Origin of the sequence: Rhizobium vallis (assembly GCF_003985155.1) — a bacterium.
In the GTDB taxonomy this organism is placed as follows: domain Bacteria; phylum Pseudomonadota; class Alphaproteobacteria; order Rhizobiales; family Rhizobiaceae; genus Rhizobium; species Rhizobium vallis.
On record NZ_ML133687.1, the window covers coordinates 290,976 to 305,881 of the forward strand.

The window sequence follows — 14,906 nt, forward strand, 5'->3', positions numbered from 1 at the left end:
CGGCGGTTTTGCGTCCGGAAATGCGTGAAAACAAAGAATTCCAGCGATCAGCCGGCCAGCACGCGCTGCGACGGGAAGGTGATCTCGACGAGTGTGCCTTCGTTCGGCGCCGAATTGATCGAGAAGGTCGCCCGGTTGGCATCCACCATCGCCTTGGTCAGCGGCAGGCCGAGGCCGGTGCCGTCGCCGCGATGGCGCGATTGGGTCGAGGAGACCTGCCGGAACGGCTTCATCGCCTGGTCGAGTTCGCTGCGCGTCATGCCGACGCCGGTATCGCGGACCCTCAAAACGACGCTGCCATTCGTCTCATAGGAGGTGGAAACGACGATCTGCCCGCCCGACGGGGTGAAGCGGATGGCGTTCGACAGGATGTTGAGGGCGATCTGCTTGATCGAGCGCAGGTCCGCCACGACATCGGGCACCGAATGCGACAGCGCCGTGCGAATGATGACGCGCTGGCCGTTCGCCTGCGGCTGCACCAGTGCGACGGCTTCCGAGACCGCCTCGTTGAGCCCGACGGCGGCAAAATCGAGGTCCATCTCGCCCGCCTCGATCTTTGAAATGTCGAGCAGGTCGTTGACGATATCGAGGACGTGCCGGCCGGAGCGGCCGATGTCGTTGGCATATTCGATGTAACGGGGATGGCCGATCGGCCCGAAGCGTTCGCCCGCCATCATGTCGGAAAAGCCGATAATGGCGTTGAGCGGCGTGCGGATCTCATGGCTGACGCGGGCGAGGAAATCGGTCTTGTGGGCGTTGGCGGTTTCGGCCGCGCCCTTGGCGTTGCGCAACTCGTCCTCGGTGCGCTTCCACTGGGTGATGTCGCGGATGACGGCGCAATAGCCGTTGGAGGAGGTGAGCTGGCCCATCGTCATGAACAGCGGCACGAAGCCGCCGCTGGCCTCGCGGCCGATCACTTCACGCCCGTCGTTCAGCACGCTTGCCACGCCATGGCCCGAGAGGCCGTTCAGATAGTCGATCACCGCCTTCTGGCTCTCATGGGCAAACAGCATGACGAAGGGTTTGCCGCGCGTTTCCTGTTCGTCATAATTGAATAGCGCGCTGGCGGAGCGGTTCATCGAGCGGATATCGCCTTCCGTGCCGATGACGACGACGCCGTCGGTCGCCGTTTCCAGGATCGAGCGCAATTCCTCAACTTCGACCTGAAGTTTGGCGACCTTCTCGACCATCCGCTCGGGACGCGCTTCGGATCGGCCCTCGGAACGGCTTGCTTCGCCGCGGCTGACTTCCTTGCCTTCGACAGGCATCAGCGCCAGCATTAGGGCATTGGCGTCTTCCCAGCGCACCGATTGCAGCCGCGCGGTCACCGGCACCAGCCTATCATCGGCCTTGACGAGCATCATGGTGCTAGAGCCGGCCGCCTTTTCCTCAAGCTCGCGGCGCTGCAGCAGGGCTTCGATGCCGCCCACTTCGCGCAGCGCGTCGAGCGAAGCATAGCCGGTCAGCCGCATGAATTCGGGATTGGCATGGATCAGCGCATCACCGATGTGGATGAGCACGGCGACGGGCAACTGGTCGACCGTTCCCACAGAAAGACCGTCGGTCATCTTGACGCGCGGCGGAATGAAGCTTGTGAGAACCTCGATCTGGCTGACCGTCTCCTCAAGTCCTTCCGTCGCTTCGTCATCGGCGACAACAGCCGGCTCTTCGACATCGTCGTGGCGCTTAGCCTCGACGGCATTCTCGAAGATCGCCTCCTGCGGCGCCGTCTCCTCGACGAAGGGCGTCTCGCTTTTGTCGGAAATGGCCGCTTCGGACGGAGATTCCTCGGTTGCGGAGGCCTCCTCGAAACCGGCCGGCTCCGTGGTGTTTTCTTCAGCGGCTGGAGCGGCGGGCTCTTCCTTGCGCGTGCCGAAGGCTTCGAGACGCTTGGCGATCTCGCGGAAATTGGCCTGCTCGGCGGCCGTCAATCCGGCGCCGGTGTTGTGAAGTTGAACGATCTTGTCGGTGAAACGGCGATTGGGCGTTTCCGAAATGCGGAGCGCAGGCGGCTCTTCTGGAGGATTGACGACCGGCTCGGCGGCAGATGCGTCGTCGGCATCAGCATTGATTGCCGGTTCCTCCCCGGCATTTTCGAAGGCGGCTTCTTCGGCGGCAGTCTCGTCCGCTACCGGCTCTTCGGTCTCCGGCTCAGCTGCGGCGAGTGCCTGGTCGTCGATCTCTTCCGCTGCGGTGGTTTCGGCTGGCGGCTCTTCGGGCGCAGCTTCCACGTCATGCGTGATTTCCGCTATCGGGCCGAGGATTGCCGCATCATGGCCGACGCCATCCGGGCCGAGTGTCAGGCCGAGCGCCAGCGGATCTTCCTGCGCATCGGAAAGCCGCACGACGCCGAAGCCGCGGAAACCGTCAAAGTCGCGATTGCGGGTGTAGGTCGGCAGTGCTGCGAGATCGACCGGAACGACGAGGCTGGTGCCTTCGACGGGCCAGAGAATCGTCTTGCCCGACCATGTGTCGCGGCGGGCGAGCGCTTCGGCAAGTTTGCCATCCGGGTCGAGGTTGAAGAGGGCGGCGATATCGCTGAAGGCGGAGCCGATGATGTCGGATGCGTGCGGACCGACGGCCTCGGCAAATTCGTGGCTGACCTCGTTGAACCGGCCCTCGGCGTCGATCTTCCAGACGAAGCGCGTGGCGCGGCTGTTCGGCCTGAAGACGAAGCCGGGCTCAGCCGCGAGCTGCGGGGCAGGGGCGGCTGCGGGAGCTGCCGGCGTTGTTATGGTGGGCTCTTCGAAGGCCGTTTCCGGTGCTTCTTCAATATATGTCTCGGTTGCGTCGGCCGGCGGTTCCGCGATTTCGGCCGCGTCCACCGGCTCCGGATCGGAGGCTACGGCTTCCTCGATGATCGCGGCCGGTTCATGGACCTCATTCGCACTGCCGTCGCTTACGCCGCTGTCGCTCTGTGGCTCCTCGTACCCCTCAGGCTGTATCCCGTCCATTGCTTCGTCGGCGGATGCTGCAGCGGTCTCGGACGGATGTTCACTTTGACCGGCGATTTCCTCGAGCGTCTCCTCGACCTCTTCGATCCCGGAAACCGCGTCGATGATGTCGGTGTAGCCTGTCGCGGCGACGGGTTCGTCCTGGAGCGCCTCGGCGGGCGCTGGGCGTTCTGTTTCGTGGGTTTCGTGCGCGGGCGCATCGATCGGGTCGAGATGGCCGAGCACGGTTTCGACGGCAAAGAGCAGATTGAGCGCCGGTTCGTCGCTGAGCTTGCCGACCGCAGCCGGAAGATAGCCTCTGCCGGTGGCGACGGGCCGCTTCACCAACCGGTCGGGATGTGCGCCGGCAAGATTGATCAACGTCTTTGCGGTCTCACCGGAAATACCAAGCGAGGCAAAGCCCGGCGAGGCGGCGATGACTTCGCCATTGGCGCCGATGACGGCCATATGTGTATCGGGATCGTCCAACCCCTGCAGCATCTGGGCGGCCGACGCGCCGGCCGCAAGCGGTTTTGCCGAGACCGGCACCGAAAACAGGATGGCCTTCTCGCCCTGGGAGAGCCGGATCAGCTCGGCTGCCGCCTGCACCTGCACACGCTGAAAGCCCTTGGCGACGCGGATCATCAGGTTACGGCTGTCGCCGATATCGGCAAGCTGGCGGGCGGCCGTTTCCAGCTGGCGGAAGGTGATGTCGGCCCGGTCGACGCCCTGGTCGAGCAGGTCATAGACCGCCGAATGGCCGAAAAGCTCCGCACCCGCGCCGTTTGCCCAGAGCAGACGGGTGAGATCGGCCGAAAACAGCACCATCGCCTCGCCGCGTGAAAAGCGTTCCCGCACCCGCGCATGCACGGCGATGTCGATGAACGGATATTGGACTGCGGGCATGATCGAACCTTGTCGCTGTCGGCCTCTTTAAATTAACGGCTTATTAATAACTGCAGGGCGCGAGCCGGTCCAGAACAGCGGGTGGCTTTCGGCCGGAAAGGTTAACGACTTGTGCGCTGCACAAAAAATGTTGCAATGCACAATTAGATATTCTATATAGACGTCATTCAATGATCACAGGCAGCGACTGCCTCAACCCAAGGGAATGCGACCATGGCTACCATAAAGACCGATGACGTTTTTTCAATCGCTTCTTTCGACCCGTCCAAGCTCGCGGAATCCTTCCGTGACTTCGCCGAAAAGGGCGCCCAGCGGTCCAAGGATGCCTATGCCAAGCTGAAGACGGCTGGCGAGGAAGCCGGCAAGACGCTCGAAGCCACCGTCCAGACCGCACAGGCCGGCACCGTCGAACTCGGCCTGAAGGCGATCGACGTTCTGCGCGTCAACGCCGAGAGCTCGCTCTCGCACATGGAAGCGCTGCTCGGGGTCAAGTCCCCTGCCGAATTCTTCGAACTGCAGACCTCCTTCCTGCGCAAGCAGGCCGAGCTTGCCGTCGAGCAGGCGAAGTCGATCCAGGAAACCACCAAGCAGGTTGCCGAAAAGCTTGCCAAGCCCTCCAAGGATGCCGCCGAAAAGGCGATGGCCTCCTTCAAGAAGGCCTGATCGGTTTTACCGTTCAGAGACAAAGGGCTGGACCTCGTGTCCAGCCTTTTTGTATATTGGCGATGAATGGGACTTGAATTCCTCGCCAAGTCCTCGTATGTGACCCCCGTCGCGCCAAGCGCGATTTATGCGGTTGTAGCTCAGTTGGTTAGAGCGCAGGTTTGTGGCACCTGAGGTCGGAGGTTCGAGACCCCCCAACCGTACCATTTCCCCATCACTTGAATGAAAACTCGGTTCCCATCGTTTCGATGGAACCCATGTCGCGCCGGGCCGTTCTCCAGTTGACGGGAGAATATGCATGTCAAAAACCCTTCTCTACGGCGCGACCAAGATCGACGAGACCAACAGCGCCTATTCGCCGGCGGAAAGCCTTGCCGCCTTCCAATGGAAGAACCGCGTCTTCATCCTTTTTGCCGACAAGGATAATGCCCGCGCCGCCCGCCAGGAAAATCAGCTGCTTGCCGACCGGGCCGGTCTCGACGAGCGCGACATGGTGGTGCTCAAGGTGTCGGGCGATAGTGTGCGACCGCTCTTCGGCGCGGCTGACGGTCTCGACGGCGAAGCGATCCGCCGCGACCTGGAGGCGCCGGAGGCTGGCGAATTCGCTGCCTTCCTTCTCGGCAAGGACGGCACGGTCAAGCTCAAGGCCAGCGAACCGATCGCCAATGGCGAGCTCTTCGCCATCATCGACAGCATGCCGGTGCGCGCTGCCGAATCGTTGAAGCCCGACAAATAGCTCGGGCAAACATCGCTCTCAGAACGAATATAGTGAAAGGGAGGCGGTCATGTCCGTGCCCAACGAACCTATTCCCGATCAGCCGCCGATGCCCCCACCCGGCTGGAAGCCGGTGCCGCCGATCAAGGAGCCGGACCCCGACCGGCTTGCCGATGAAGCGCCGGTTCCAAATCCCGATGAGAACGACGCGCCGCCCAAGCACGTCTCTTAAAGGAAGATGTGACGTTCGGCGCTGACGAGTTCCTGAAGAAAGTCGGCGACGCTCCTGACGCGCAGCAGGTCGCGGGCCGTTTCGTGATAGGTCGTCCAGTAGGCGCGCCGGATCGAAACCTCCGGCAGGATGCGCTGGAGTTCGGGATATTGCCGGGCGATGTAATCGTGCAGAATGCCGATGCCGGCGCCGGTGCGGACCGCCTCGGTCTGCCCGATCGCGGTCGAAATCTCGAAGCCTGCATTCCAGCTCCGCATCACTGCGCTGGAGAAATTCAGCGATGCGGTAAAGATCAGGTCTTCGACGTAACCGATGCGGCGATGCGCCTTGAGTGCGTCGATATCGGCGGGTGCCCCCTGTGAAGCCAGATAGTCACGCGAGGCATAGAGGCCGAGCGTATAGTCGGTAAGCTTGGAGGAGACGAGCCGGCCTTGTTCTGGCCGCTCGAGCGTGATGGCAATATCGGCCTCTCGCTGCGAGAGCGAGAAAGAGCGCGGCACGGGCACAAGCTGGATCTTCAGTTCCGGATGGCGCTCGATCAGCCTGCCCATGCGAGGTGCAAGAAAGGAAACGCCGAAGCCGTCGGGCGCGCCGACGCGCACCGTTCCGGCAATTGCCGCATCGGTGTGGCCGAGATTGGCCTGCACGGCGAGCATTTCCGTTTCCATCCGTTCCGCGGAAGCAAGAAATACTTCGCCTTCCGCCGTCAGCTCGCAGCCGGTCGGCCGGCGGACGAGAAGGCGGGTCTTCAACGCCTCTTCGAGCAAGGTCAGTCGACGCGAGAGCGTCGCGTGGTTAAGTCCCAGCCTTTTCGACGCGGCAAGGATCTGTCCCGTGCGGGCAACAGCCAGGAAGATGCGGACATCATCCCAGTTCATGATTTGCCGCGCATCATGATCGGATCGACGTCGATGAGCGTCAGCGACGTCACCATGCCTGATGTCTCGTTCTTGTATTTGAGAAAATGCGGCGTTTTCAGATGGGCTTCGTAAGCTTCCCTGTTGGCGTAGACCTCGAGGATACGAATGCTGCTCGGATTGTCCTTAAGGCAAACCGCATTCAGCGAGAGGACGCCCTCTTCCCGCGCGACGGATGCCTCGATCTCTTCGACCAGAAGGGTCCGATAGCTCTCGAGCATGCTCGGCTCGATCTCAAGCTCCGCCATTCTGACGACAAGTTTTCCGCTCATCGATCATTGTCCCTTTTTATCGAAAGACTTCAATCTACGCACAATGGTTGCTTATATCAGCGCATTGATTTGTGCAAATTGAAGTGCGACTATGGGCCATCCAAAAACAGGAGGAGCATCCCATGCGTGAGATCGGTCATTTCATCGGCGGCAAGCATGTTGCCGGCACCAGCGGCCGCGTGAGCAACGTCTACAATCCGGCAACCGGCGAAGTGCAGGCGACCGTGGCGCTTGCAAGCGTCGAGGAACTGCGCGCCGCAGTCGAAAATGCCAAGGCCGCGCAGCCGAAATGGGCTGCCACCAATCCGCAGCGCCGCGCCCGCGTCTTCTTCAAGTTCGTCGAACTCCTGAACACGCACATGGACGAGCTTGCCGAAATGCTCTCCAAGGAGCACGGCAAGACGATCGAGGACGCCAAGGGCGATGTCATCCGCGGCCTTGAAGTCTGCGAATTCGTCTGCGGCATCCCGCATCTTGCCAAGGGCGAGTTCACCGAGGGCGCGGGTCCGGCGATCGACATGTATTCGATCCGCCAGCCGGTCGGCATCGGCGCCGGCATCACGCCTTTCAACTTCCCCGGCATGATCCCGATGTGGATGTTTGCGCCGGCAATCGCCTGCGGCAACGCCTTCATCCTGAAGCCCTCCGAGCGTGATCCCTCCCTGCCGATCCGCCTCGCCGAACTGATGATCGAGGCCGGCCTGCCGGCGGGCATTCTCAACGTCGTCAACGGCGACAAGGGTGCTGTCGACGCGATCCTCACCGATCCGGATATCGGCGCCGTCTCTTTCGTCGGTTCCACGCCGATTGCCCGCTACGTCTACGGAACGGCGGCGATGAACGGCAAGCGCGCCCAGTGCTTCGGCGGCGCCAAGAACCACATGATCATCATGCCGGATGCGGACCTTGACCAGGCCGTCAACGCGCTGATGGGCGCAGGCTACGGTTCGGCCGGCGAGCGCTGCATGGCGATCTCGGTTGCCGTTCCGGTCGGTGAAGAAACCGCCAACCGTCTCGTCGAGAAACTGACGCCGAAGATCGAATCTCTGCGCATCGGTCCCTACACCGACGAGAAGGCCGACATGGGCCCGCTCGTCACCAAGGATGCCTACACCCGTGTTCGCGGCCTCATCGATCGCGGCATCGAGGAGGGCGCCAAGCTCGTCGTCGACGGCCGCGATTTCAAGCTCCAGGGCTATGAAGACGGCTATTTCGTCGGCGGCTGCCTGTTCGATAACGTCACGCCGGAGATGGATATCTACAAGACCGAGATCTTCGGACCCGTCCTCTCTGTCGTACGCGCCCAGAACTACGAGGAAGCGCTGTCGCTGCCGATGAAGCACGAATACGGCAATGGTGTTGCGATCTACACCCGTGACGGCGATGCCGCCCGTGATTTCGCCTCGCGCATCAATATCGGCATGATCGGCATCAACGTTCCGATCCCGGTTCCGCTCGCCTATCACTCCTTCGGCGGCTGGAAGGCATCGAGCTTCGGCGACCTCAACCAGCACGGCACGGATTCGATCAAGTTCTGGACGAAGACCAAGACCGTCACTGCCCGCTGGCCCTCCGGCATCAAGAGCGGCGCGGAATTCGTCATGCCGACGATGAAGTGATCTTCACGACATTCCGATCTGTTATCTCTCGGGGGCCTCTTGGCCCCCGATTTCTTCGATTTTCATGCTGTTGATTTCCGCCCGCCTGGCTTTCAGGTGAACCGCCGGTCTGCGATTGCCGTTTCTGGCGCGCCGAGTGGCGTCGCGGCAAATGGCCTCATAAGCTGAATGCAAATTTCATATTTTGGAATTGTTCAAAACTACCAAACCGCCTATATAGGTCTGAACAGGCACGAGTCAGGAGATCGGCATGCGGTTGACGAAGCAGACGAACTATGCGGTTCGCATGTTGATGTATTGTGCCGCCAATGATGGGCACCTGAGCCGGATTCCGGAAATCGCCAAGGCCTATGGCGTATCCGAGCTCTTTCTTTTCAAGATCCTCCAGCCGTTGAACAAGGCGGGTCTGGTCGAGACCGTGCGCGGTCGCAACGGCGGCGTGCGCTTGGGTAAACCGGCGGCCGAGATCACGCTTTTCGACGTCGTGCGCGTGACGGAAGACAGTTTCGCCATGGCCGAATGCTTCGAGGACGACGGCATGGTCGAATGCCCGCTGGTCGACAGCTGTGGTTTGAATTCGGCCCTGCGCAAGGCGCTGAACGCTTTCTTCGGCGTGCTGTCGGAATATACTATCGACGACCTCGTCAAGGCGCGTCCGCAGATCAATTTCCTTCTCGGAATCACCGGTGAGCAGCCATATCGCAAACCCGCGATCGTTGCCCCCGCCGCCTGAATAAACGATCCGAAAACTCATCTGAACCGCGGTTGCCCCGGCAGCCGCGGTTTTTGTTTTTGCGGCGTGCCGCCGGTCTCCAAAACCGCGGGGAAACGGCGCCTGCATGTCGCGATGGCGGCGATTTTATACCAAATGCGACAAAATTCCGGTCTTTTTTGTGCGAATATTTCCAATTGGGGCGGGTTTTTGACTGAAAATTTCTAAAATTGTCCAGCTGGAAAAATTTTCCGCGTAGCCCGTTGCTTTCAGTAGATAAATATCGTTCCATCAACCGTCGATCGAGAAGTCATTCTACGATCTCCAAACATCAAAAAGAACAACCGGGAAACAAATATTATGAAAAAGATCTCTGTCCTCCTGGCAGCGACGGCCCTGATTTCCGTCATGGCGACGTCGGCCTGGTCCAAGACCCTTGTCTATTGCTCCGAGGGCTCGCCGGAAGGCTTCGACCCCAGCCTCTACACGGCAGGCACGACCTTCGACGCGTCGTCGCGCACGGTCTATAGCCGCCTCGTCGAATTCAAGCATGGCGGCACTGAGATCGAGCCGGGCCTGGCCGACAGCTGGAGCGTTTCGGCCGACGGCACGGAATACACCTTCAAGCTTCATCCGGGCGTCAAGTATCAGACCACCGACTTCTTCACACCGACGCGCGATTTCAACGCCGACGACGTCGTGTTCTCCTTCGAGCGTCAGCTGAAATCCGACAATCCGTGGAACAAGTATGTCGAGGGCGGTTCTTACGAATACGCGGCCGGCATGGGCTTCCCGGATCTGATCAAGTCGATCGAAAAGGTCGATGACCTCACCGTCAAGTTCAAGCTCAACCACCCGGAAGCGCCATTCCTCGCCGACCTCGCCATGGACTTCGCCTCGATCGTCTCCAAGGAATATGCCGACAAGCTTGCCGCCGACGGCAAGATGGCGCAGCTCAACCAGCAGCCGCTCGGCACCGGCCCCTTCACCTTCGTCGCCTATCAGCCGGATGCCGTCATCCGCTACAAGGCCAACGAAACCTATTTCAAGGGCAAGGAAAAGATCGACGACCTGGTTTTCGCCATCACCTCTGACGCCGCCGTCCGCGCCCAGAAGCTGAAGGCCGGCGAATGCCACCTGATCCCTTATCCGAATGCAGCCGATGTGCCGGAACTGAAAAAGGATGGCAATCTGACGGTGATGGAACAGGCTGGCCTCAATGTCGGCTTCCTCGCCTACAACACCCAGATGGCTCCGTTCGACAAGCCGGAAGTTCGTCGCGCGCTGAACATGGCGATCAACAAGCAGGCGATCATCGACGCCGTCTTCCAGGGTGCCGCAGCCGTTGCCAAGAACCCGATCCCGCCGACGATGTGGTCCTATAACGACGCCGTTCAGGACGACAAGTACGATCCCGATGCTGCCAAGAAGGCTCTTGCCGATGCCGGCGTCAAGGATCTCAGCATGAAGATCTGGGCGATGCCGGTTTCGCGTCCCTACATGCTGAACGCCCGCCGCGCCGCCGAACTGATGCAGGCGGATTTCGCCAAGGCCGGTGTCAAGGTCGAGATCGTCACCCATGAATGGGCCGAATATCTGAAGCTCTCCTCCGACGTGAAGCGCGACGGCGCCGTCATCCTCGGTTGGACCGGCGACAACGGCGACCCTGACAATTTCATGGATACGCTGCTCGGCTGCGATGCCGTCGGCGGCAACAACCGCGCTCAGTGGTGCAACAAGGACTATGACGCGCTGATGACGAAGGCCAAGCTGACGGCCGATGTCGGTGAGCGCACCAAGGCCTATGAACAGGCGCAGCTGATCTTCAAGAAGGAAGCCCCCTGGGCGACGCTCGACCACTCGCTCGTCTTCGTTCCGATGAGCAAGAAGGTCTCGGGCTTCTTCATGGACCCGCTCGGCATTCACCGTTTCGACGGCGTCGACGTATCCGAATAACAAGAATAATGTAAGAATGCCCGGCAGAGCTGGGCGCAGCCGGCGGTCAGGTCCTCCTGACCGCCGGAAACTATTGGACATCTGCCATGTTGCGTTTTTTCATCGGCCGCTTTGCGGTGCTGATCCCGACATTCCTCGGCGTTTCCCTCATTGCCTTCTCGTTCATCCGCCTGCTTCCCGGCGATCCCGTCATGCTTCTGTCGGGTGAACGTGTCATGGCGCCGGAACGGCACGCCCAGATCATGCACGATCTCGGTTTCGACCGGCCGATGTATGTGCAGTATTTCGATTATCTCGGAAAAGTGCTGCACGGCGATCTCGGCACCTCGATCGTCACCAAGCGGCCGGTTCTCGGCGAGTTCTTCACATTGTTCCCGGCAACGCTGGAGCTTTCGCTCTGTGCCATCATCATCGCTGTCTGTCTTGGCGTGCCCGCCGGCGTCTTTGCTGCCGTCAAGCGTGGCACCTGGTTCGATCAGGGCGTGATGGGAGTTGCCCTCGTCGGTTATTCCATGCCGATTTTCTGGTGGGGCCTGCTGCTCATCATCTTCTTCTCCGGCTATCTCGGCTGGACGCCCGTTTCGGGCCGCATCTCGCTGATGTATTTCTTCAAGCCGGTCACCGGCTTCATGCTGATCGACAGCCTGCTGTCGGGCCAAAAAGGGGCATTCGCCTCGGCCGTCAGCTACCTCATTCTCCCGACCATCGTGCTGGCGACCATTCCGCTCGCCGTCATCGCACGCCAGACACGCTCGGCAATGCTCGAGGTTCTCGGCGAAGACTATGTCCGCACAGCGCGCTCGAAAGGCTTGAAGCCGCTGCGCGTCGTCGGCGTGCATGCGCTGCGCAATGCGATGATCCCAGTCATCACCACGATTGGCCTGCAGATCGGCGTTCTTCTTGCCGGCGCCATCCTCACCGAGACGATCTTTTCCTGGCCGGGCATCGGCAAATGGATGGTGGATTCAGTATTCAAGCGGGACTACGCTGTGGTCCAGGGTGGCCTTCTCCTGATCGCCGGCGTCATCATGATGGTCAACCTCATTGTTGATGTTCTCTACGGCTTCATCAATCCGCGTATTCGTCACTAGGAGCGGTCCATGAGCACGGTCACCGTCAAAACCGGCCAGCCATCCGCTCTTGCGGAGTTCTGGCATTATTTCTCCCGCAACAAGGGCGCCGTCATCGGCCTCGTTGTTTTCGTCATCATTCTTGTCGTCGCGGTCTTCGCGCCGCTTTTTGCGCCGCATGAACCCAATGAACAGAACCGTGCGGTGCTGCTCGCCGTGCCGGCTTGGATGGAAGGCGGCAGCGCTTCCTTCCCGCTCGGAACGGATGCCGTCGGCCGCGACATCCTCTCGCGCCTGATCTACGGCGCGCGGTTCTCGCTGTTCATTGGCGTCGTCGTCGTCACGCTTTCGGTCATTTCAGGCGTGCTGATCGGCCTCGTCGCCGGATATTTCCGCGGCAAGGTCGATACCGCGATCATGCGCCTGATGGACATCATCCTTGCCTTCCCGTCGCTGCTGCTCGCTCTCGTGCTCGTCGCCGTTCTGGGGCCTGGCCTTACCAACGCGATGATTGCGATTTCATTGGTCAACCAGCCGCATTTCGTTCGACTGACGCGCGCCTCGGTCATTTCAGAGCGTGAGAAGGAATATGTGATCGCCTCGCGTGTCGCCGGTGCGGGCACCTTCCGGTTGATGTTCAAGACGATCCTGCCGAACTGTCTCGGGCCGCTGATCGTTCAGGCAACGCTCGCCTTCTCGGCGGCGATCCTCGATGCCGCCGCCCTCGGCTTCCTCGGCATGGGCGCCCAGCCGCCGACACCCGAATGGGGAACGATGCTTGCCGAGTCCCGTGAGTTCATCTCGCGTGCCTGGTGGGTTGTGACATTTCCGGGTCTTGCCATCCTCATCACCGTTCTTGCCATCAACCTGATGGGTGACGGCCTGCGCGATGCGCTTGACCCCAAGCTGAAGAGGTCGTGATGCCACTTCTCGAAATTGAAAATCTGACCGTCGAATTCCAGACGTCATCCGGTCTCTTCCGCGCCGTCGACGGCGTATCGCTCACCTGCGACAAGGGCGAAATCCTTTCGGTTGTCGGTGAATCCGGCTCGGGTAAATCCGTTGCCATGCTGGCTCTGATGGGCCTGCTGCCCTGGACGGCGAAGATCACCGCCGACCGCATGCAGTTCGATGGTCAGGATCTGCGCGGCATTTCCGCCCGCCAGCGCCGCAGGATCGTCGGCAAGGACATTGCGATGATCTTCCAGGAGCCGATGTCGAGCCTCAATCCGTGCTTCACGGTCGGTTTCCAGCTGGGCGAAACGCTGCGCGTCCATATGGGGCTCAATCGAAAGGAGCGCCGTGAGCGCTCGATTGAACTCCTGAACCTCGTCGGTATCCCGGCGCCGGAAGATCGCCTATCGAACTTCCCGCATCAGATGTCGGGCGGCATGAGCCAGCGCGTCATGATCGCCATGGCGCTCGCCTGCAATCCGAAGCTTCTGATTGCCGACGAGCCGACGACGGCGCTCGATGTGACGATCCAGGCGCAGATCCTCGATCTGCTCGTGCGCCTGCAGAAAGAGCAGGGCATGGCGCTGGTGCTGATCACCCATGACATGGGTGTGGTCGCCGAGACCGCCGAACGCGTCCAGGTGCAATATGCCGGCCAGAAGGTCGAGGAACAGCCGGTGAGAGCGCTGTTTCGCGATCCGCATCACCCCTATACGGCAGCTCTGCTCGCCGCCCTGCCGGAACGCGCCGAAGTCGGCCACCGCCTTCCCTCGATCGCCGGCGTCGTTCCCGGCCAGCACGGCCGCCCGACAGGCTGTCTTTTTGCGCCGCGCTGCGGCTACGCGACGGTCGAATGCGATCGCGGCGTCGTCCGCCAAGGCCCGGAACTCGGACTGGCGCTGTGCAACTATCCTTTGAAGGATGGCAAACCGCTCGGGCATCCCGGTGTCATGGCCGTTCAAACCGCAGGAGACCTGGTATGACGGGCGCTGTTCTCGAGGGCAGGGATCTCGCCCGCTTCTATACTGTCAACCGCGGCCTCTTCAAAGCCGATGCGACGGTCAAGGCGCTCAACGGCGTCAGCTTCAGCCTCCATTCCGGCAAGACGCTTGCCGTCGTCGGTGAATCCGGCTGCGGCAAGTCGACACTCGCCCGCCTGGTCACGATGATCGAAGACCCGACGGCAGGCCAATTGCTGATCGACGGCAAGCCCGCCAATGTCGGCGATCGCAGCCTGCGCAGCCAGGTGCAGATCGTCTTCCAGAATCCTTACGGCTCGCTCAACCCGCGCCAGAAAGTCGGCTCCATCCTCGAAGAGCCGCTGAAGATCAACACCGATCTCGATGCCGCCGCCCGCCGCCGAAAGGTGGAGGAGATGATGGCCCGCGTCGGCCTGCGTCCGGAACATCACGGCCGCTATCCTCATATGTTTTCGGGTGGCCAGCGCCAGCGTATTGCGATTGCCCGCGCTCTGATGCTGCGGCCGAAAGTGCTGGTGCTGGACGAACCGGTTTCGGCGCTTGATCTCTCGATCCAGGCGCAGGTGCTGAACCTGCTGATGGACCTGCAGAAGGAGATGGGGCTTGCCTATCTCTTCATCTCGCACGGCCTGTCCGTCGTCCATCATATCGCCGACGAGGTGATGGTGATGTATCTCGGCCGTCCCGTCGAAACCGGTCCCGCAGCCGAGGTCTTCGCCAGGCCGCGCCATCCCTATACCGCAGCCTTGCTGTCGGCGACGCCGATCGCCGATCCCGAACGCGCGAAGAACCGCATCCGCCTGCAGGGAGAGCTGCCTTCGCCGCTGAAGCCGCCGTCGGGCTGCCACTTCAATCCGCGCTGCTGGAAGGCGCAGGAGCATTGTCGTCAGGTTTCTCCCGAACTAAGGGGAGAGGGCGCACAACAATATGCCTGTCACTTCCCGCTCGACTGAGCGGGGAAGATAAGCCTGAGGAGA

At 61.2% G+C, this 14,906-nt stretch carries 13 protein-coding genes and 1 tRNA gene; 11 read left to right on the top strand and 3 right to left on the bottom strand.

Features of this window, described 5'->3' with window-relative positions:
• Positions 1-47 precede the first annotated feature (47 nt).
• On the bottom strand, positions 48-3,839 hold the full coding sequence (locus tag EFQ99_RS06640) for an ATP-binding protein (RefSeq protein ID WP_126920012.1): 3,792 nt from the start codon (positions 3,837-3,839) through the stop codon (positions 48-50).
• A gap of 213 nt (positions 3,840-4,052) precedes the next feature.
• Here EFQ99_RS06640 and EFQ99_RS06645 point away from each other — a divergent pair, with 213 nt between their 5' ends.
• From EFQ99_RS06645 to EFQ99_RS34925, 4 genes are all read left to right on the top strand, one after another.
• Positions 4,053-4,502 carry a phasin gene (locus tag EFQ99_RS06645; RefSeq protein WP_126920013.1) on the top strand — a complete coding sequence of 150 codons (450 nt, stop codon included), beginning with the start codon at positions 4,053-4,055 and terminating at the stop codon, positions 4,500-4,502.
• A gap of 129 nt (positions 4,503-4,631) precedes the next feature.
• Positions 4,632-4,708, top strand: a tRNA-His gene (locus EFQ99_RS06650).
• Between the two features lie 92 nt (positions 4,709-4,800).
• Complete coding sequence (locus EFQ99_RS06655) at positions 4,801-5,238, top strand: DUF4174 domain-containing protein (protein ID WP_126920014.1); 438 nt, start codon at positions 4,801-4,803, stop codon at positions 5,236-5,238.
• A 49-nt stretch (positions 5,239-5,287) separates the two neighbouring features.
• Positions 5,288-5,449, top strand: coding sequence for a hypothetical protein (locus tag EFQ99_RS34925; RefSeq protein ID WP_164736339.1), 162 nt, complete (start codon positions 5,288-5,290; stop codon positions 5,447-5,449).
• On the opposite strand, the gene EFQ99_RS06660 is transcribed toward EFQ99_RS34925, so the two are convergent.
• Positions 5,446-6,327 (bottom strand): LysR family transcriptional regulator, encoded by an 882-nt coding sequence (locus EFQ99_RS06660; RefSeq protein WP_126920015.1) that lies wholly within the window; start codon positions 6,325-6,327, stop codon positions 5,446-5,448. The two genes, EFQ99_RS34925 and EFQ99_RS06660, sit on opposite strands and share 4 nt — an antisense overlap.
• Complete coding sequence (locus tag EFQ99_RS06665) at positions 6,324-6,638, bottom strand: putative quinol monooxygenase (RefSeq protein WP_126920016.1); 315 nt, start codon at positions 6,636-6,638, stop codon at positions 6,324-6,326. Before EFQ99_RS06665 ends, EFQ99_RS06660 begins: the two co-directional genes overlap by 4 nt.
• 122 nt (positions 6,639-6,760) lie before the next feature.
• On the opposite strand from EFQ99_RS06665, the gene EFQ99_RS06670 reads away from it, so the two are divergent.
• The 7 genes from EFQ99_RS06670 to EFQ99_RS06700 all read left to right on the top strand — a co-directional run bounded on the left by EFQ99_RS06670 (position 6,761) and on the right by EFQ99_RS06700 (position 14,882).
• On the top strand, positions 6,761-8,257 hold the full coding sequence (locus tag EFQ99_RS06670; protein WP_126920017.1) for a CoA-acylating methylmalonate-semialdehyde dehydrogenase: 1,497 nt from the start codon (positions 6,761-6,763) through the stop codon (positions 8,255-8,257).
• Positions 8,258-8,507: 250 nt separating this feature from the next.
• On the top strand, positions 8,508-8,990 hold the full coding sequence (gene rirA / locus EFQ99_RS06675; RefSeq protein WP_126920018.1) for an iron-responsive transcriptional regulator RirA: 483 nt from the start codon (positions 8,508-8,510) through the stop codon (positions 8,988-8,990).
• 339 nt (positions 8,991-9,329) lie between these two features.
• A complete protein-coding gene (locus EFQ99_RS06680; protein WP_126920020.1) occupies positions 9,330-10,925 on the top strand; it encodes an ABC transporter substrate-binding protein in 1,596 nt (531 codons plus the stop codon).
• 86 nt (positions 10,926-11,011) lie between these two features.
• On the top strand, positions 11,012-12,016 hold the full coding sequence (locus EFQ99_RS06685) for an ABC transporter permease subunit (protein ID WP_126920022.1): 1,005 nt from the start codon (positions 11,012-11,014) through the stop codon (positions 12,014-12,016).
• Positions 12,017-12,025: 9 nt separating this feature from the next.
• The gene (locus EFQ99_RS06690) at positions 12,026-12,916 is read left to right on the top strand and encodes an ABC transporter permease subunit (RefSeq protein WP_126920024.1); all 891 of its coding nucleotides are present in this window, start codon (positions 12,026-12,028) and stop codon (positions 12,914-12,916) included.
• Positions 12,916-13,932, top strand: a complete 1,017-nt coding sequence (locus tag EFQ99_RS06695) for an ABC transporter ATP-binding protein (RefSeq protein ID WP_126920026.1) — start codon at positions 12,916-12,918, stop codon at positions 13,930-13,932. The genes EFQ99_RS06690 and EFQ99_RS06695 overlap by 1 nt, the downstream gene beginning before the upstream one ends.
• Positions 13,929-14,882, top strand: coding sequence for a peptide ABC transporter ATP-binding protein (locus EFQ99_RS06700; protein WP_126920028.1), 954 nt, complete (start codon positions 13,929-13,931; stop codon positions 14,880-14,882). The genes EFQ99_RS06695 and EFQ99_RS06700 overlap by 4 nt, the downstream gene beginning before the upstream one ends.
• Positions 14,883-14,906 lie beyond the last annotated feature (24 nt).